Here is a 17,313-nt window from a genome sequence, read left to right as displayed (position 1 = left end):
GGTCGGTGGTGACAAATGCTTCGTCACATGGGAGTCGACGTTGAGTAACATTTATGGGGAATGGCTCAAGGCGCAACGTCTGGCGGCAGAGCTGACCCAGCAGGAGCTGGCCGACGCATCGGTGATGACCCGTTCGCACATCTCGCACATCGAAGCGGGACGTCGCATTCCCTCGAAGGAGGACGCGCGACGGCTGGACATGGCCCTGAACACGGGAAATGTGCTGAGCAGCTTCCTGCCGGACGACGATGCGGCGGTGGCCGACTACTTCGAAGCGGCTCTGCTGCTCGAACAACAGGCGCTGATGCTTCGTGAGTTCGCGCTCTCGTTCGTCCCGGGCATCCTCCAGACGGAAAGGTACGCGCGTGCGGTCCTGAGCACGTCGTTCCCTCCGGTGAGTGAAGAGGAATGTGACAGGCTCGTTGTCACACGGCTCGATCGGGCGAAGGTCCTTGCCGGTCCGGTACGGCCTGTAGTTTGGGCGCTGCTCGACGAGGCGGTACTACGTCGTACCGTCGGTGGGCCGGATGTCATGGCAGAGCAGATCATGCACATCGTGGACCTGGTGGAGAGGCGGCGCGCACGCGTCTACGTGCTGCCCTTCGGCCTCGGCGTCCACCCACTCATGCAGGGCATGCTCACTCTGATGCGCTTCGAGGGCCAACCGCCTGTGGCCTACTCGGAAGGCGTACAGGTAGGCAAGGTGCACGACTCCCCGGCCATGGTCGAGCGGCTCGAAGGCGCCTACGATCTTGCGTTGGGCGACGCGATGCCGCTGCAGGAGTCATTGGCTTTCATGAGGGCTACCGCAAAGGACTACGGACACCGTGACCGAACACACCATCCCTGACGCCTCCGCCCTCGCCGGTTGGCGCAAGTCCACCTACAGCGGCAACGAGGGCGGCAGCTGCGTAGAGGTCCTGGACGGCCACCCCTCCGGCGTCCCCGTCCGCGACTCCAAGTCACCTCAGGGGCCCGCCCTGTTGATAGCGGCCGCAAGCTGGTCGTCCTTCGCCTCCGCCGTGAAGGCCGGGCACTTCTGCGTCTGAACCGCCCTGCTCCGCACCATGCGCCGAGACCATGACCGCCGAAGCAGGTCAGCGCAGCGCCTGCGGGCCGATGACCGCGAGGAGGCGCAGTCTGTCGTGGCTCTCGCTGCCCGGGACCGCCGTGTAGACGACCAGGCGGTGTGACTGTTCCGGGTCGAGGAGGGTCTGACAGTTCAGTTCGAGGGCGCCGACCTCCGGGTGGATGAAGCGCTTGACGTGATGGGGGTAGACGCCGACCAGCGCGGCGCATCTGGCAGGTCTCGGAGGAACTCGTGGGCGTCCGCTCCTGGGTGTAGGGCCGATCTCGCTGCGGCTCCGGACAGCGCCCGTTCACCCGGCTCGCCGGGAACAGCTCTGCTTCGCCGAGAACAGTCCTGCTCCCTCGGGCGAGACACCGAACACCTCCCCGCTCGACCCCACGACCCGCCCAGGCCCGAGCGGCGCGCCCCGCCCTCTGAGGTCACCGGCGTGCGTGGTGTGCGCATGACCCTCACCGAACGCCGCCCGAAATGTCGGGTCATCCAGCATGTGCAACCAGGGGTTGACCATTCCTTCCCCCGCCCCTAGGTTTCTCGCAACCCGCTGGTACATCGATTAACCACCCCGGTCAACGTCCTGGTTGGAGACATCCCGCTGTGCGCTCACCCCTGAGTCGGCGCGGTTTCCTTGTCGCTGGTTCCGGCCTCGCCGCCGCTACCGCGCTGCCCGCAATGTCCGGCTGTTCCACGCTCGCCTCGGCCGATTCCGACCCCGGCTCCCTACTCGTCCACACCCAGCTCGGCACCACCGCGCCGGGCTCCGCCACGTACACCGCCGTCGTCAAGGCCTTCGAGAAGGAGAACCCGGACATCCGGGTCAAGAACCTCGTCAACGGCGACGACCTCCCCCAGGTCTACGAGACCTCACGGCTGGCCCGTAAGGAGCCGGACGTGGTCATGGTCAACCTGTACGACAAGACGCTCGCCTGGACCGACGTCGGCGCCACCGTCGACGTGAAGGGCTACCTCGACGACTGGGGACTGCGCGAGCGCGTCCTGCCCGCCGCCCTGAGTGAGTGGACCGACGGCAAGGGCAGGCTCCGCGCCTTCCCGTACTTCGCCACCAACTGGCCCGTCGCCTACAACACCCACCTGCTCGACCGGGCCGGCATCGGTTCCGTCCCCACCACCGGGGACCAGCTCATCGGTGCCGCCCGGAAGCTGCGCGCGAAGGGCATCGCCCCCGTCACCGTCGGCGGCAACGACTGGACGGGGCAGAAGCTGCTCGCCCAGATCATCCAGACCTTCCTCACCCCCGAGGAGGCCCGGAAGGTCTACTCGACCGGGGACTTCAGCGGCAGCCGGGGCGCCCGCGAGGGCATCGACTACTTCGTGACCCTGCGGGACGCCGGAGTCTTCGCGGACAAGGCACAGGGGCTGACCTCCGACACGATGACCACGCAGTACAACACCGAGGCGGCGGCCATCCAGTCCGCGATGTCCTCCGCGCTGGCGAAGGTCCCCGCGAAGGCGGCCGGGCACACCGAGATCGGCGGCTGGCCGCTCGCCCCGGGCGCCGTCCACGAGAAGCCGACCATCCTGCGCTCGTACACCCTCATCGGTTTCTGGATCAGCCCCAACGGCGTGAAGAAGCTGTCCTCCGTCGAGAAGTTCATCCGCTTCATGTACCGCCCCGACGTGGTGTCGCGCTTCATCACCGAGAGCGGCCGGGACATGGCGCTCGTGACCGACACGGTCAGCAGGGACTTCCCTCTGGTGGCGAAGGCCCAGCAGCTCGGCGACCGGGTCGGCCAGGCGCTCCTGCCCGACCTGTACGTCCCTCCGACCGCCACCCAGCCGCTGATCACCGCCACCAGCACCGCCTTCACCCGGGGGACGAGCGCGGCCTCCGTGCGCTCCGCCCTGGAATCCGCCTACCGCACGGCCTGATCCGCGCGCCCGAGCCTTTGCGAGTCCTCCCATGACGATGCTCTCGTCCGCCCCGGGCGGCGCCTCGGTCCGCGGACCGGTCACTCCCCCGCCGTCCGCCCTCACCACGAAGCGCCGTACGCAGGGCGGGGTCATCCTCGCCGTGCCCGCGCTGGTCTGGTACCTGGTCTTCATGGTCGGCCCGCTGGTCGCCATCTTCGTGATCGCCGCCCTGCACTGGCCCGGCATGCTCCAGCCGGTCTCGTTCGCCGGCACCGGCAACATCAGCGCGGTCCTGGACGACCCGGTGTTCTGGGACGCGGTGCGCAACACCGCCGTACAGCTCGCCGTGGCCGTGCCCCTGATGATCATCGGGGCGTACATGCTCGGGTACTACGTCGCCCAGAAACCGCCGGGGCACCGCGTCCTGCGGTATCTGCTCTTCATCCCCGGGCTGATCTCGACCCCCGCCAAGGCGATGGTGTTCTACGCGGTCCTCTCCCCGGACGGCCTGCTCAACGGCGCCCTGGACAAGGCCGGCCTCGGCTCGCTGACCGACGCCTGGCTCGCCTCCCCCTCCACCGCGCTCGGCTCCCTCATCCTCCTCGACGTGTGGAGCGGCATCGGGTTCACCGCCGTGCTGTTCGCGGCCCGGCTCGGCAGCGTCCCGGACGAGATCGGTGAGGCCGCTCAGCTCGACGGCGCCGGCCACTGGCGCGCCATGTGGCGCATCCACTTCCCCGTCATCCGTGACTTCGTGGGCGTCGTGACGATGCTCCAGTTCCTCTGGACGCTCTTCGGCTCCGCGCAGAACGTGCTGCTGCTGACCCAGGGCGGCCCGGGGAGCTCATCGACGACGTTGTCCTTCCTGGTCTACCAGAAGGCGTTCATCGCGGCCGACCTCGGCTACAGCCAGACCGTGGGCGTGGCCCTGTTCCTGGTCGGTCTGGCCGGGCTGCTGACCATCCGTCGCGTCTTCCGCCAGAACTACTGATCGGAGCTGGTCCCATGAAGTTCGGAAGGTCCTGGCTGCCGGCGCACATCTTCGCCTGGCTGTACATGGTGCTGCTGGTCGTCCCCCTCTACTACCTGCTGGTCTCGGCGTTCAAGACGAACGACCAGATCTTCGGAAGCCCGTTCTCCCTCCCCACCTCCCTCTCCACGGCCAACTTCACCGAGTCGTTCTCCTCGGCGCACCTCGGGCCGGCGATCCTCAACTCGATGCTCGTGACCGTGCTGGCACTGGCCCTCACCCTGGTGCTCGCCATACCGGCCGCCTTCGCCATCGCCCGCGCGGAAGGCCGGCTCGGAGCCCTGGTGGAGCGGGTGTTCTCGCTCGGCTTCCTGATCCCGACGTTCGCCGCGCTCTTCCCGACGTTCCTGCTGGCCGCCGCCACCGGGCTGTTCCACACCCGCGCGTTCATGGTGCTGTTCCTGCCGGCCACGGCGATGCCGCTGTCCGTCGTCATCCTGGTGCAGTTCATGCGGACCATCCCGCGTGAGATGGAGGAGGCGGCGCGCATGGACGGCGCGTCCACCTTCGCCGTCCTGCGGCACGTCTACACACCGATGTGCATGCCGGGGATCGCGACGATCCTGCTGCTCAACTTCCTGACCTTCTGGAACGAGTACCTCTACTCGCTCGTCATCATCGGCCCCGACCCGGACCTGCGGACCGTGCAGGTCGCCCTGCCCACGCTCAAGTCCCTGACGGGTACGGACTACGGCATCCTTACGGCGGGCACGGTGCTGACCCTGGTCCCGGTCTGGGTGGTCTACACCGTGCTCCAGAAGCGGATGCAGCAGGCCCTCGTCAGCGGAGCGGTGAAAATGTGAACAAGCCCCTCGAAGGGCGTACCGCCGTACGCCCCACCATCAAGGCCGTGGCCGCCGCGGCGGGGGTGTCCACCGCCGCGGTCTCCCAGGCCGTCAACGGCACCGGCCGGATCTCGGAGGCCACCCGCCGCCGGGTCCTGGACGCGGCCACCGAGCTGGGCTGGTCCCCCAGCGCCTCCGCGACGGCGCTGCGCCGCGCGCGTACCCGTACGATCGCGCTCGTCGTCCGGCGTCCCACCGATGTGCTGGGCTCCGACCCGCACTTCAGTGAGCTGATCACGGGTCTGGAGGGCGAGCTGGCGCCGCGTGGCTACGGTCTGCTGCTCCACCTGGTCGCCGACATGGCGCAGGAGAACGCCCTGTACGAGCGGCTGGTCGCGGAGGGCCGCATAGACGGCGCCGTGCTCACCGACGCCCGCGCCGACGACCCGCGCCCGGCCCTGCTCCGGGGCCTCGGGCTGCCGGCCGTCCTGCTGGGTGCCCCCGACGCCGCCTCGCCCGTGCCCCGGGTGGGGCTCGGACAGCAGGGCGCGGGCATCCGGGAGGCGGTCGTTCATCTGCTGGAGCTCGGCCACCGCCGCATGGCCTACATCGCGGGCCCGGCCGAACTGCTGCACACCCGGCTGCGGTTGCACGCCTTCGAGGAGGCCCTCGCCGAGGCGGGGCTGCCCCCCGTCGCCGTACGGCACAGCGACTTCACCGAGCAGGCCGCCGTCGACGTCACCGAGAAGCTGCTCGCCCTGCCCGACCGGCCCACCGCCCTCGTGTTCCCCAACGACTCCATGGCCGTCTGCGGCATCGGCACGGCGCAGCGCGCCGGGCTCCGGGTGCCCGGCGACCTGTCGGTGGTCGGGTACGACAACCTCTCGCTCGGCCGCTGGGTCCACCCCCGGCTCACCACCGTGGACCAGCAGGTGCAGCGCGTCGGTGCCGCCGCCGCCCGCACCCTGCTCGCCGGGTGCGGGGAGGACGTACCCCCACCGGAGCTCGACGGCCGTCCCCGTCTGGTCGTACGGGAGTCGACCGGCCCGCTGACACCCCCGGCCTGAACCGCCGCACCACCCCGGCACCCCCCGCACATCGAAGAGGACCAGAACACCATGCGACGCCACAGCGCCCAGCTCACCCACGACTCCGCCGTCCTCCCGTGGCTCGGCGCCAACTTCTGGTCCCGCACCGGCGGTCCGCTGATGTGGCGGAACTACGAACCGAAGACGGTCCGCGAGGAGCTGGCCGTGCTCCGGGAGCACGGGCTGAACATGACCCGGTCGTTCTTCTACTGGCCCGACTTCCACCCGGAGCCCGGGCGGATCGACGAGGAGCTCTGCGACCGCTTCCGGGACTTCCTGGACGCCCACCAGGAGCTGGGGATGGGGACGGTCCCCACGTTCATCGTCGGCCACATGTCGGGCGAGAACTGGGACCCGGCCTGGCGCGGTGACCGGGACCTGTACGAGGACGTGTGGCTGGTCGGCCGGCAGGCGTGGTTCGTCGCCCAGATGACCCGCCGCTTCAAGGACCACCCCGCGGTCACCGGCTGGCTGATCACCAACGAGATGCCGGGTTACGGCCGGATATACCAGGTCGACCCGCCGTCCGGCGACGTCGTCACCGCCTGGGCGCAGTTCATGTGCGACGCCGTGCGCGCGGCGGGCGGCACCCAGCCGGTCTCGCTCGGCGACGGCGCCTGGGGCATCGAGGTGACCGGCCGGGACAACGGCTTCTCGCTGCGGGAGACCGCCGAGTACGTCGACTTCGTCGGGCCGCACGTCTACCGCTCCGACACGGACCGGCCGCGCCAGCACTACCGGGCCGCGTTCGAGTGCGAGCTGGCCGCCGTCACGGGTCAGCCGGTCGTCCTGGAGGAGTTCGGGCTCTCCACCGACACGGTCTCGGCCGCGAACGCCGGGATCTTCTACCGGCAGACCCTGCACAACTCGCTGCTCGGTGGCGCCACCGGCTGGATGGCCTGGAACAACACGGACTACGACGGCCTGTGGGAGCAGTCGCCGTACGACCACCACCCCTTCGAGATGCACTTCGGGATCACCGACGGTGCCGGCCGTCCGAAGGAGCCGCTGCGCGAACTGGCCGCCTTCGCGAAGGTCCTCGAGCAGGTCGACTTCCCGCGCTGCCGCCGCACCGACGCGGACGCGGCCCTCGTCGTGCCGGCCTTCCTGGAGCGCGGCTACCCCTACAGCCGGCCCGCCGACCGCCCGCTGATCTTCACCTCGCTGCACCAGGGTTACGTGGCCGCGCGCGGCGCTGATCTGCCGGTCGCGTTCGCCCGGGAGGCGGACGGGCTGCCGGACGACGCCTCGCTGTACCTGCTGCCGTCGACCCGTCAGCTGACCACCCGCACCCGCCGCGAGCTGGAGCGCCGGGCGAGGGAGGGGGCCACGGTCTACCTGTCCTTCTGCTCGGGCGAGTACCCGACGACGCGCGGCCCGTGGTTCCACGACCTCGACGGCCTCTTCGGGGTGGAGCTCCAGCTGTCCTACGGTGTCGCCGAGCCGATCGAGGACGACGTCCTGGAGATGACGTTCACCGAGGACTTCGGCTCGATATCCGCGGGCGAGGTGCTGACCTTCCCGGTCGCGGGCAACGAGGACAGCCGCGCCTATCTGCCCGTCGTCCCGGACGGCGCCCGGGTCGTCGCCACGGACGCGCACGGCCGTCCGGCTCTCCTGCGCTACGAGACGGGCACGGGACGCACCGTCCTGGCCACGTATCCGCTGGAGCACATGGCCGCCCGTACGGCCCGTGCCAACCCTGAGCAGACCCACCGGCTGTACGCGGCTCTCGCCGAACTCGCGGGGGCCGCACGCCCGGTGACGGTCGACACCCCCTACGTCAGCGCCGACACGCTCGTCCGCGAGGACGGCGCGCGTTTCGTGTGGCTGGTGAGCCAGTCCGGCGAGGAGCTGACCGTGCGCCCGTCGGCGGACGGGGAGCTGCGCGAGCTCTCCGGCGGGGACCCGGTGCGGGACGTGACCCTCGCCCCGTACGGCGTCCGCGTGCTCGAACTGCGCTGACGTTCCCGGACCCGTCTCTACTTCCGAGGTGAGCCACCCCATGTCCGAACCGCTGTTCCGCGACCCCGAGGCGTCGGTCGCCGACCGGGTGCGGGATCTCCTGTCGCGGATGACGCTCACCGAGAAGGTGGGCCAGGTCAACCAGCGGATGTACGGATGGGACGCGTACGAGCGCACTCCGTCCGGTCACCGGCTGACGGACGCGTTCCGCGCGGAGGTGGCGGCCTACGACGGGATGGGCGCGCTGTACGGACTCCAGCGCGCCGACCCCTGGTCGGGTGTGACGGCGGAGACGGGGATCGGCGCGGCGGACGGGGCGCGGGTCTCCGACGCCGTCCAGCGGCACGTCGTGGAGAACACCCGGCTGGGTGTCCCCGTCCTGCTCGTCGAGGAGATGCCGCACGGCATCCAGGCGCTGGACGGGACCGTGCTGCCGGTGAACCTGGCGGTCGGCGCCACCTGGAACCCGGAGCTGTACGAGGAGGCGGCGGCCCTCGCCGCGGCTCAGCTCCGGTCCCGTGGCGGCCATGTCGCGCTGGTCTCCGCGCTCGACCTGGTGCGGGACCCGCGCTGGGGCCGCGCGGAGGAGTGCTTCGGGGAGGACCCGTATCTGGCGGCGCGGTTCACCGAGGCACTGGTGCGCGGGGTGCAGGGTCCGGCCGGGGAGCGTATCGGGCCGGACCGCGCGGCAGTCGTGCTCAAGCACTTCGCCGGACAGGGCGCCACGGTCGGCGGCCGCAACAGCGCGGCCACCGAGCTGGGCGCGAGGGAACTGCACGAGATCCATCTCGTGGCGGCGCTGGCGGGCGTACGGGCGGGAGCGGCGGGCCTCATGGCCGCGTACAACGAGTTCGACGGCGTCCCGTGTGCGGCGAACCGCCACCTGCTGACCGGGATCCTGCGGGAACAGTGGGGCTTCGGCGGCCTGGTGATGGCCGACGGGCTCGCGGTCGACCGCCTGGTGCGGATGGCGGGTGATCCGGTGGCGGCGGGCGCGCTGGCGCTGCGGGCGGGGACCGACCTGAGCCTGTGGGACGACTGCTACCCGCGGCTGGCGGAGGCGGTCGGGCGGGGGCTGGTCGAGGAGTCCACGCTGGACACGGCGGTCGGACGCGTCCTGGCGCTGAAGTTCCGCCTCGGCCTCTTCGAGCATCCGTACGCCGGGGCCCGGGGTGCGGACCCCGCGCGCATGGAGGAGCTGAGCGAGCGTCTCGCCCGCGAGTCCGTCACCCTTCTCGAACACGACGGGGTGACGCTGCCGCTCGCCGGGCGCCGCGTCGGGACCGTCGCGGTCATCGGCCCGAACGCCGATTCCGTGCCGCAGCAGCTCGGCGACTACACCGCGCCGCAACGGCCCGGCACGGGCGGCAGCGTGCTCGCCGGCATCCGGGCCGCGGCGCCCGACGGCACCGTGGTCTCGTACGCCCGGGGCTGCGGCCTCATCGGCGGCGACCGGCCGGACCTGCCCGAGGCGGTGGCGCTGGCCTCCGCCGCCGATGTGGCGGTGCTGGTCCTCGGTGGTTCGAGCGCCCGCGAGTCGGACACGCGTTTCGACGCCAACGGGGCAGCCGTCGTCGCCTCCGGCAATCCGGTGGAGATGACCTGCGGCGAAGGCGTCGACCTGGCCGAACTCGGCCTGCCGGAGGGACAGTCGGCCCTGCTGGAGGCAGTCACCGCGACGGGGACACCGGTGGTCGTCGTGCTGGTCCAGGGCCGGCCGCACGCACTGCCGGATCTCACGGACAAGGCGGCGGCGGTGCTGAGCGCCTGGTATCCCGGCCCCTGGGGCGGCAGGGCGGTCGCGGACGTGCTGTTCGGCGCGGCAGGACCACAGGGGCGGCTGCCGGTCTCCGTGCCCCGCTCGGCAGCCCAACTGCCCGTCTTCTACAACGGCAAGGACCACGGTTACCGGGGTTACGTCGACCAGCCCGCCACGCCTCGCCATCCCTTCGGCCACGGGCTGTCCTACACGACGGTCGCATACGGCACGCCCCGGTTGTCCCTGCCGTCCGTGGCGGTGGACCGGTTCGACGGAGCGGCACCGACGAGCTGCACGGTCGGCGTCGTCAACACCGGCGGCCGGCCGGTGCGGGAGACCGTACAGCTCTACGTGCGCCGGGTGCTGGGCGGTACCTCCTGGCCCCGGGTACGCGAGCTGCGCGGCTTCGTCCGGGTGGAGCTGGCACCCGGCGAGAGCACCGAGGTCACCTTCCCGGTGGACGCGCCGGCCCTGGCCTCGTTCACGCAGGCCGGGGAATGGGCCGTGGAACCGGGCGAGTTCGCGATCGAGACGGGACCGTCCTCGCAGCGCACCAGGGCGGCCAGGCTCACGGTGACGGCGTGACCGGACGGCGTGACCGGACGGCGCGGAGTCCGTCTGCCGCCGCCTACCAGTCCCTGGGAGCGATGAGCTCCTCGACGTCCGCGTCCGTGAAGCCGTACGCCATGGCCACGGCCCAGAAGTCCTCGGCTATCTCCTCGCGTGCGACGGTCTCGATCTCGCTCCCCGCAGCCTCGAAGTCGGCCTGCAGGGCGTTGAACTCCTCGGTCGCCGCGTGTGTGAGCCCGTACAGCGCGGTGAGGTCCGCCGGCCGTTCCGCCTCGATGCGTTCGCAGAGCCGGACCAGCACGGCTCTGCCCCGGTCGACGACATGGCCGGGGTAGTAGCCGTCCCGGTAGAGCCCTCGCAGGAACCCGTACTCCGTCATGCGCAGGTTCGTGATGGACATGCGTGCCCCCGTCCGCCCGGTGGTCCACAGGACCCCCGGCCACTCGTCATCCGTCGGACCGATGGTGCACCACGCCACTGACAACGCCGTGGGCCCGGCGCCGGGCACGGCTGCGGGCGCCACCTTCACGCCGGTGCGCACAGGCGCGTGCCTCTGCGCCGGAAGGGCCTCGGGCGCCCCCCTTTCAGGGCTGTCTGCGCAGGTCACCGGGGTGCCACGCTGCTGTTGATCACCGGCACCGCCCGGATACCGAACAGCGAAAGGCCTCACTCGTGAACCGCATCACCGCCCTCGCCGCCACCGCCGTCGTCCTGGCCTTCGGACTGGGCACGGGACCCGTCTCCGCCACCGACGCCGGCAGGCCGGCCGTCAGCGAAGCCGCCGCCCCGGCCGCCGCGTTCGCCCGTTGCACCCATGGTTACTTCTGCGCCTTCGACGGCTGGAACGGTGAGGGGACCCGCTGTCAGTGGTCGGCTCGCGAGATGAGGAACACCGCCGACAACTGCTCGTTCATCCGGGAGGGCAGGAACGTCCTCTCGGTGTGGAACAAGACCGAACACCGCGTCCAGTACTACACGCAGACCAACTTCAACTCGCGCGTGGGTTCCACGCTCGCCGGACAGGGCGGCAACCTCCAGGGCAACTACCAGATCCGCTCGTTCAAGCCCCAGTAGCGGGGCCCTGACGGCAGGCCGGACCCTTCCGCCGGCTCCTGGGCGGGCGTCCGGGCGCGTGGCTCACTGCACGCGTGCGGACGCCCGGCCTCGGCTCTCCTCGTCCTCGTCGTCGTCGCCCGGCACGTGGACGTCGAAGACGTTGATGTTGATCTCGACGACCTCCAGCCCGGTCATCATCTCCACCGCGTCCGTCACATGAGTCCTGACCCGGTCGGCCAGCTCATGGATCGGGATGCCGTACTCCACTTCGATGTCGACATCGACCGCGGTCTGCCTCTCCCCCACTTCCACCTTCACCCCGCGTCCGCCACCGGAGGACCCGCCCACGCGTCCCGCGACGGCGCCCATCGCCTTGGACGCGCCCCGCCCCACCGAATGCACCCCGTCGGTCTCGCGGATGGCGATTCCGGCGATGGTCGCCACCACGCCGTCGGCGATGGTGGTCCTGCCCCGCCCGGACCGTTCCCCGTTCCTGCCTGTCGTTGAACTCCCGCCCAGGGACTCGACGTCAGCCATGACTGCCTCACAGAGGGTCGTTGCGACGAGGCTGCTCGCCGTCCTCGCCGGCTCCTCATCTCACTGTGCGCCTGCCCGCCACCGACCGCCATCGCGGCGTACGCAGCGTTGCGCACGGCGACCCTCCGCCACCGGCGTGCCCCTCGGCCGACGCCGCGATCCCATGCCGGAGCAAGGCGTGCTCAGCATCACCCTGGACAGTCGCCGTGACCGCCGGGTAACTTTTGACCAGGACTGAGCAAGCGCTTAGCCACTGCGACCGAAGCCGAAGCTGACACCAGGAGGCACCCCGTGCGCCGTACGGTTTACAACGAGGACCACGAGGCGTTCCGGGAGACCATCCGCGCCTTCATCGAGGCCGAGGTCGTTCCCGTCTACGACGAGTGGTTCGCGGCGGGCCAGGCGCCTCGCGACTTCTACTACAAGCTCGCCGAGCTGGGCATCTTCGGCATCGAGGTGCCCGAGGAGTACGGCGGCGCGGGCGAGGAGTCCTTCAAGTTCGAGGCGGTCCTCTACGAGGAGACCGCCCGCGCGGGCATCTCGTTCGGCGGCTCCGGCGTGCACGTCCTGCTCTGCCTGCCGTACCTCAAGGCGTACGCCACCGAGGAGCAGAAGAAGCGCTGGCTGCCGGACTTCGTCTCCGGCAAGTCCATGTACGCGATAGCCATGACCGAGCCGGGCACCGGTTCGGACCTGGCCGGCATGAAGACGACCGCCAAGCTCTCCGAGGACGGCACGCACTACGTCCTCAACGGCGCCAAGACCTTCATCACCGGCGGTGTGCACGCCGACAAGGTCATCGTCTGCGCCCGCACGGACGCCCCGAAGCCCGACGACCGCCGGCACGGCATCTCGCTCCTGGTGGTCGACACCAAGTCCGAGGGCTACTCGGTCGGCCGCAAGCTCGACAAGCTGGGCCTGAAGGTCTCCGACACCGCCGAGCTGGCCTTCGTGGACGTCAAGGTTCCCGTCGAGGACCTGCTGGGCGAGGAGAACAAGGGCTTCTCCTACCTCGGCCAGAACCTCCCCCAGGAGCGCCTGGGCATCGCCGTCGGCGCGTACGCGCAGGCGGCCGCCGCCGTGCGGTTCGCCCAGCAGTACACGCAGGACCGCACCGTCTTCGGCAAGACCGTCGCGTCCTTCCAGAACACCAAGTTCGAACTGGCCGCCTGCAAGGCCGAGGTCGACGCGGCCGAGGCCGTCTGCGACCGGGCGATCGAGGCACTGGACGCCGGTGAGCTCACCCCCGCCGAGGCCGCCTCGGCGAAGCTGTTCTGCACCGAGGTCGCGCACCGCGTGATCGACCGCTGTCTCCAGCTGCACGGCGGCTACGGCTTCATGAACGAGTACCCGATCGCCCGTCTCTACACGGACAACCGGGTCAACCGCATCTACGGCGGCACCAGCGAGGTCATGAAGTCGATCATCGCCAAGTCCATGGGCCTCTGAGAGCGGCTACGTTCTCTTCATGAGCGCAGCACTGGACTCCCTGCTCGATCTGCTCGACCTGGAGCAGATCGAGCAGGACATCTTCCGGGGCATGAGCCGTTCGGCGGTCGTGCCCCGCGTCTTCGGCGGCCAGGTGGCGGCCCAGGCCCTGGTCGCCGCCGGGCGCACGGTCCCCGACGACCGGGGTGCCCACTCCCTGCACGCGTACTTCCTGCGCCCCGGGGATCCCGGTGCGCCGATCGTCTACAGCGTGGACCGGATCCGCGACGGGCGGTCCTTCACCACCCGCCGGGTCGTCGCCGTCCAGCACGGCAAGCCGGTCTTCCACCTCTCGGCGTCGTTCCAGGTGCACGAGGAAGGCATGGACCACCAGGCGGTCATGCCCTCCGCCCCGGACCCGGAGACCCTGCCGACGGCGGCGCAGATGCTGCCCCGGTACGCGGACCGCTTCACCGACCCGCGCATGGCGGACCGGCTGCTGGAGGCCCGGGCCGCGGTCGACCTGCGGTACGTCGACGCCCCGCCGTTCGCCACCGCCGGGGAACCGCGCGAGCCGCGCTCCCAGGTCTGGTTCCGGACGCACGGCAAGCTGGCGGACGACCCGCTGCTGCACGTCTGCATGGCGACGTACGTCTCCGACATGACGCTGCTCGACTCCGTGCTGCTCGCCCACGGGCGCGGCGGCTGGTCGGTCGGCGACGTCGTGGGCGCCAGCCTGGACCACGCGATGTGGTTCCACCGCCCCTTCCGGGCGGACGAGTGGCTGCTGTACGACCAGGAGTCGCCCTCCGCGTCCGGCGGGCGTGGTCTCGGCCAGGCCAGGATCTACACGGCTGACGGGAAGCTGGCCATCACGGTCATCCAGGAGGGCCTGGTCCGCGTCCCGAGGGACTGAGGTCACACATTCGGGACATACTGCCCACCATGAGTGACGAGCAGACCGGTGCCGGCGAGTCCACGTCCACCGTCGTCGTCGCGGCGGCCGCCAATCTCGGGATCGCCGTGGCGAAGCTGGTGGCGGGGCTGATCAGCGGTTCGAGCGCGATGCTCTCGGAGGCCGCGCACTCGGTCGCCGACACCGTCACCGAGGTCATGCTCCTCACGGCGCTCAAGCGCAGCGAGAAGCCCGCCGACGAGGACCATCCGCTGGGCTACGGCCCCGAGCGGTACATCTGGGCGATGCTCGCCGCCGTCGCGACGTTCGTCGGCGGCGCGGTGTTCTCCCTGTACGACGGCATCCACACCCTGATCCGCGGCGAGGAGCTCGGCGACCCACTCGTCTCGTACCTCGTGCTCGCGGTCGCCTTCGCGCTGGAGGGCTTCTCGCTGCGCACGGGTGTGCGGCAGGTGCGCGGGGAGGCCGCGCGGCTCCGGGTGCCCGCGCCGCGCTATCTGCGCCGGACCCCCGACACGGCGGTCAAGGCCGTGGTGATGGAGGACTCGGCGGCCCTGGCCGGGCTGCTGCTGGCGGCCGGCGGCCTGCTCGGCGGGCAGCTCTCCGGCTCCGGGGTCTGGGACGGCGTCGCCTCGATCCTCATCGGCGTACTGCTGGTGTACGTGGCGTGGGTGCTCTGCCGGTCCAACGCCCAGCTGCTGATCGGCCGGCCGCTCCCCGCCGAGATGCGGACCGGGGTGCGCGAGGAGCTGCTGTCCGTGCCGCACATCGTCGAGGTGGTGGAACTGACCACGCTGATCCAGGGACCCTCGGAGCTGCTGGTCGCCGCGAAGATCGATTTCCGGGACGCGTCGACGGCCGCGCAGATCGAATGGGCGTGCGAGGAGGCGGAACAGCAGCTGCGGGAGCGCTACCCGTCGATCCAGCGGGTGTACCTGGATCCGACCCCGGGGCGCGCACAGCGGTCAGCGGCGCGCCCCGGCAGCTGAAAAGGGCGCGGGCGGTCGAATTCGGGCCGGCCATGCGCCGGAGTGTGCGAGTGCTGCGAGAGACGGGGTCCGCGCTCCTCGTGAGGGGTAGAACCGTCGCGAACTCCTTCCCTGCCCAGGAGAAGCGGCCGTGACTCAGCACCCCGCCCCCATCGTCCTCGACCCCGTCGCCCGCGACGCGGACGCCGAACACGAGCTGTTACGCGCGCATGGCCCCGCGACGCGCATCGACATACTCGGTGTGGAGGCGTGGTCCGTGTCCGACCCGGCCCTGCTGAAGGAACTGCTGACCAGTCCTGACGTGTCCAAGGACGCGCGCCGGCACTGGCCGGGCTTCGAGGAAGCCGTCCAGACCTGGCCGCTCGCCCTGTGGGTCGCCGCGACGAACATGTTCACCGCCTACGGGGGCGACCACCGACGCCTGCGCCGCATCGTCGCCCCGGCCTTCAGCGCCCGGCGCATCGCCGCGCTGAAGCCGACCGTAGAGGGCCTCGTGGAAGGTCTCCTGGACGCTCTGGAAGCCACTCCCCCGGGCGATGTCGCGGACGTGCGTGACCTGTTCGCCTATCCGCTGCCCATGGCGGTCATCAGCAGGCTCCTGGGTGTCCCGGACGACCGGGCCAACGAGTTCCGCGTCCTCGTCAACGACGTGTTCGCCACCACCCTGACCCCCGAGGAGGCCGCCGCCAACACCGAGCAGCTGTACGCCATGCTCGACGCCCTCATCGCCGCGAAACGGGCCGAGCCGGGCGAGGACATGGCGTCCGTCCTGATCGCCTTGGGCGAGGAAGGCGTCGACGGGCAGACGCTGGCCGAGGAGGAGTTGCGCGACACGCTCCTCCTGATGATCAACGCCGGATACGAGACCACCGTCAATCTCATCGACCAGGCCATCACGACGCTGCTCACCGATCGCGGCCAGCTCGCCCATGTCCGCGAGGGCCGCGCGTCGTGGCCGGACGTCGTGGAGGAGACCCTGCGTCACTCCCCGCCGGTGAAACACCTGCCCCTGCGCTACGCCGTCGCCGACATCCCGCTGCCCGACGGGCGGACCATCGCCAAGGGCGAGGCCATCCTCGCCTCCTACGCCGCCGCCAACCGCCACCCCGGCTGGCACGACGACCCGCACGCCTTCGACGTCACCCGGATCACCAAGGAGCACCTCGCCTTCGGCCACGGCATCCACTTCTGCCTGGGCGCGGCACTGGCCAGGATGGAGGGGGAGGTCGCGCTGAGCGCGTTCTTCGCCCGTTTCCCGGACGCCGAGCTCGCCCCCGAGGAGGGGGACATGGGACCGGTGGCGTCGCTGATCAGCAACGGCCACCGGTCACTGCCCGTCCGCCTTCGGCCACGCGAGGACTGATCCGGGGGGCGGCGGGGTCAGCCGGGACCCGGGAAACCGGCCTCCCGCCTGCGCGTCACGCCCGGTCGACGGAAGTGATCAGCCCCGCCGCGTCCAGCAGGTAGTCGGTCATCGGGTCGTAGTAGCGCGGGTCGGCGACATGGTCGTCCAGCGGCACGGTGACCTGGAGGGTGCCCTCCGCCTCACCCAGGAAGAGGGCGGGGTCGTTGCAGTCCGCGTAACCGATCGAGTCGATCCCGCGCTGCCCCGCACACCCGGCCCAGCCGTGGTCGGCGACGACCAGGTCGGGCCGGGGCCGCCCCTCGCGCTCCAGGCCGTCCAGGATGGCGGCCATCGGGGCGGGCGAGTGCGTGTGCCACAGGGTCGCGCCCCGCTCCAGGACGGCGACGTCGGCGAACTGGAAGACCATGCCCTCGTCCGCCATCAGGCCTCCGGGGATCCGTACGATCTCGCAGCCGGCGGCCCGCAGGGCGTCCGCGGTCTGCCGGTGCACGTCGAGCAGCCCGCCCGGGTGCCCGGTCGCGAACAGCACCCGCTCCTTCCCCGCCGCCGCCTTCCGCAGCCGGGCCGCCATCCGGTCGAGGGCGTCGACCGTCAGCTCCGGGTCGATGGTGTCCTGCCCCTGCCGGTGCTCGGGGTCGTCGTTGACGCCGCACCTCTCGGCCATGACGGCCAGCACGTCCTGCTCGTCGAGCCAGCGGTCACCGAGCTCCAGCCCCAGCCAGAAATGGCGGTTGCCGTTGGCGAGCTGACGGTAGTGGGAGAGGTTGTTGTCGCGGGGGGTGGCGACGTCGCCCGCGATACGGGTGCGGACGAGGTGCTCGACGAGGGCAGCGCGGCTGGGTATCGGCATGCACCCATTGTGCCG

At 70.8% G+C, this 17,313-nt stretch carries 16 protein-coding genes and 1 pseudogene; 13 read left to right on the top strand and 4 right to left on the bottom strand.

The window, feature by feature from the left end:
• The first annotated feature begins 40 nt into the window (after positions 1 to 40).
• The gene (locus OO67_RS10590) at positions 41 to 850 is read left to right on the top strand and encodes a helix-turn-helix domain-containing protein (protein ID WP_033299184.1); all 810 of its coding nucleotides are present in this window, start codon (positions 41 to 43) and stop codon (positions 848 to 850) included.
• Entirely contained in the window at positions 828 to 1,049 is a 222-nt protein-coding gene (locus tag OO67_RS10585; RefSeq protein WP_033299182.1) for a DUF397 domain-containing protein, read from the top strand. The genes OO67_RS10590 and OO67_RS10585 overlap by 23 nt, the downstream gene beginning before the upstream one ends.
• A 48-nt stretch (positions 1,050 to 1,097) precedes the next feature.
• Here OO67_RS10585 and OO67_RS36410 read toward each other — a convergent pair.
• Positions 1,098 to 1,286, bottom strand: a pseudogene (locus OO67_RS36410) (MmyB family transcriptional regulator); the annotation flags it as partial.
• A gap of 398 nt (positions 1,287 to 1,684) precedes the next feature.
• Here OO67_RS36410 and OO67_RS10580 point away from each other — a divergent pair.
• Genes OO67_RS10580 through OO67_RS10555 form a run of 6 tightly spaced genes read left to right on the top strand, consistent with a single transcriptional unit; the run spans position 1,685 to position 10,171 of the window.
• Positions 1,685 to 2,977, top strand: coding sequence for an ABC transporter substrate-binding protein (locus tag OO67_RS10580; RefSeq protein WP_033299180.1), 1,293 nt, complete (start codon positions 1,685 to 1,687; stop codon positions 2,975 to 2,977).
• A 31-nt stretch (positions 2,978 to 3,008) separates the two neighbouring features.
• Entirely contained in the window at positions 3,009 to 3,950 is a 942-nt protein-coding gene (locus OO67_RS10575) for a carbohydrate ABC transporter permease (protein ID WP_033299177.1), read from the top strand.
• Between the two features lie 14 nt (positions 3,951 to 3,964).
• Positions 3,965 to 4,792: a carbohydrate ABC transporter permease gene (locus OO67_RS10570; RefSeq protein ID WP_033299176.1), complete on the top strand. Its 828-nt coding sequence runs from the start codon at positions 3,965 to 3,967 to the stop codon at positions 4,790 to 4,792.
• Positions 4,789 to 5,841 carry a LacI family DNA-binding transcriptional regulator gene (locus OO67_RS10565; RefSeq protein WP_033299175.1) on the top strand — a complete coding sequence of 351 codons (1,053 nt, stop codon included), beginning with the start codon at positions 4,789 to 4,791 and terminating at the stop codon, positions 5,839 to 5,841. Before OO67_RS10570 ends, OO67_RS10565 begins: the two co-directional genes overlap by 4 nt.
• A gap of 51 nt (positions 5,842 to 5,892) precedes the next feature.
• On the top strand, positions 5,893 to 7,827 hold the full coding sequence (locus tag OO67_RS10560) for a cellulase family glycosylhydrolase (protein ID WP_033299174.1): 1,935 nt from the start codon (positions 5,893 to 5,895) through the stop codon (positions 7,825 to 7,827).
• A gap of 40 nt (positions 7,828 to 7,867) precedes the next feature.
• Entirely contained in the window at positions 7,868 to 10,171 is a 2,304-nt protein-coding gene (locus OO67_RS10555; RefSeq protein WP_033299172.1) for a glycoside hydrolase family 3 N-terminal domain-containing protein, read from the top strand.
• Between the two features lie 43 nt (positions 10,172 to 10,214).
• On the opposite strand, the gene OO67_RS10550 is transcribed toward OO67_RS10555, so the two are convergent.
• Positions 10,215 to 10,556 (bottom strand): DUF5713 family protein, encoded by a 342-nt coding sequence (locus tag OO67_RS10550; protein WP_033299480.1) that lies wholly within the window; start codon positions 10,554 to 10,556, stop codon positions 10,215 to 10,217.
• Positions 10,557 to 10,828: 272 nt separating this feature from the next.
• Between OO67_RS10550 and OO67_RS10545 the strand changes: the two genes are divergently transcribed.
• A complete protein-coding gene (locus OO67_RS10545; protein WP_078597815.1) occupies positions 10,829 to 11,230 on the top strand; it encodes a peptidase inhibitor family I36 protein in 402 nt (133 codons plus the stop codon).
• A 63-nt stretch (positions 11,231 to 11,293) separates the two neighbouring features.
• On the opposite strand, the gene OO67_RS10540 is transcribed toward OO67_RS10545, so the two are convergent.
• Positions 11,294 to 11,749, bottom strand: a complete 456-nt coding sequence (locus tag OO67_RS10540) for an Asp23/Gls24 family envelope stress response protein (RefSeq protein ID WP_033299170.1) — start codon at positions 11,747 to 11,749, stop codon at positions 11,294 to 11,296.
• 291 nt (positions 11,750 to 12,040) lie between these two features.
• Here OO67_RS10540 and OO67_RS10535 point away from each other — a divergent pair, with 291 nt between their 5' ends.
• The 4 genes from OO67_RS10535 (at position 12,041) to OO67_RS10520 (ending at position 16,445) form a co-directional block, all read left to right on the top strand.
• Positions 12,041 to 13,198 (top strand): acyl-CoA dehydrogenase family protein, encoded by a 1,158-nt coding sequence (locus OO67_RS10535; RefSeq protein ID WP_033299168.1) that lies wholly within the window; start codon positions 12,041 to 12,043, stop codon positions 13,196 to 13,198.
• 19 nt (positions 13,199 to 13,217) lie between these two features.
• The gene (locus tag OO67_RS10530) at positions 13,218 to 14,093 is read left to right on the top strand and encodes an acyl-CoA thioesterase (RefSeq protein WP_033299166.1); all 876 of its coding nucleotides are present in this window, start codon (positions 13,218 to 13,220) and stop codon (positions 14,091 to 14,093) included.
• A gap of 29 nt (positions 14,094 to 14,122) precedes the next feature.
• The gene (locus OO67_RS10525) at positions 14,123 to 15,082 is read left to right on the top strand and encodes a cation diffusion facilitator family transporter (protein ID WP_033299165.1); all 960 of its coding nucleotides are present in this window, start codon (positions 14,123 to 14,125) and stop codon (positions 15,080 to 15,082) included.
• 130 nt (positions 15,083 to 15,212) lie between these two features.
• Positions 15,213 to 16,445, top strand: a complete 1,233-nt coding sequence (locus OO67_RS10520) for a cytochrome P450 family protein (protein WP_033299163.1) — start codon at positions 15,213 to 15,215, stop codon at positions 16,443 to 16,445.
• 55 nt (positions 16,446 to 16,500) lie between these two features.
• Here the strand turns inward: OO67_RS10520 and OO67_RS10515 are convergent, their stop codons facing one another.
• On the bottom strand, positions 16,501 to 17,298 hold the full coding sequence (locus OO67_RS10515) for a phosphatase (protein WP_033299162.1): 798 nt from the start codon (positions 17,296 to 17,298) through the stop codon (positions 16,501 to 16,503).
• Positions 17,299 to 17,313 lie beyond the last annotated feature (15 nt).

Origin of the sequence: Streptomyces atroolivaceus, assembly GCF_000717025.1 — a bacterium.
Taxonomy (GTDB): domain Bacteria; phylum Actinomycetota; class Actinomycetes; order Streptomycetales; family Streptomycetaceae; genus Streptomyces; species Streptomyces atroolivaceus.
Note: the sequence above shows the minus strand (reverse complement) of the source record. Positions and strands in the feature narration are given on the sequence as shown.

Bases quoted from the DNA above. Each gene is read 5' to 3' on its own strand.
- OO67_RS10575 (WP_033299177.1), top strand. From the start codon at position 3,009: ATGACGATGCTCTCGTCCGCCCCGGGCGGCGCCTCGGTCCGCGGACCG.
- OO67_RS10570 (WP_033299176.1), top strand. From the start codon at position 3,965: ATGAAGTTCGGAAGGTCCTGGCTGCCGGCGCACATCTTCGCCTGGCTG.
- OO67_RS10560 (WP_033299174.1), top strand. From the start codon at position 5,893: ATGCGACGCCACAGCGCCCAGCTCACCCACGACTCCGCCGTCCTCCCG.
- OO67_RS10555 (WP_033299172.1), top strand. From the start codon at position 7,868: ATGTCCGAACCGCTGTTCCGCGACCCCGAGGCGTCGGTCGCCGACCGG.
- OO67_RS10550 (WP_033299480.1), bottom strand. From the start codon at position 10,556: ATGTCCATCACGAACCTGCGCATGACGGAGTACGGGTTCCTGCGAGGG.
- OO67_RS10540 (WP_033299170.1), bottom strand. From the start codon at position 11,749: ATGGCTGACGTCGAGTCCCTGGGCGGGAGTTCAACGACAGGCAGGAAC.
- OO67_RS10530 (WP_033299166.1), top strand. From the start codon at position 13,218: ATGAGCGCAGCACTGGACTCCCTGCTCGATCTGCTCGACCTGGAGCAG.
- OO67_RS10525 (WP_033299165.1), top strand. From the start codon at position 14,123: ATGAGTGACGAGCAGACCGGTGCCGGCGAGTCCACGTCCACCGTCGTC.
- OO67_RS10515 (WP_033299162.1), bottom strand. From the start codon at position 17,298: ATGCCGATACCCAGCCGCGCTGCCCTCGTCGAGCACCTCGTCCGCACC.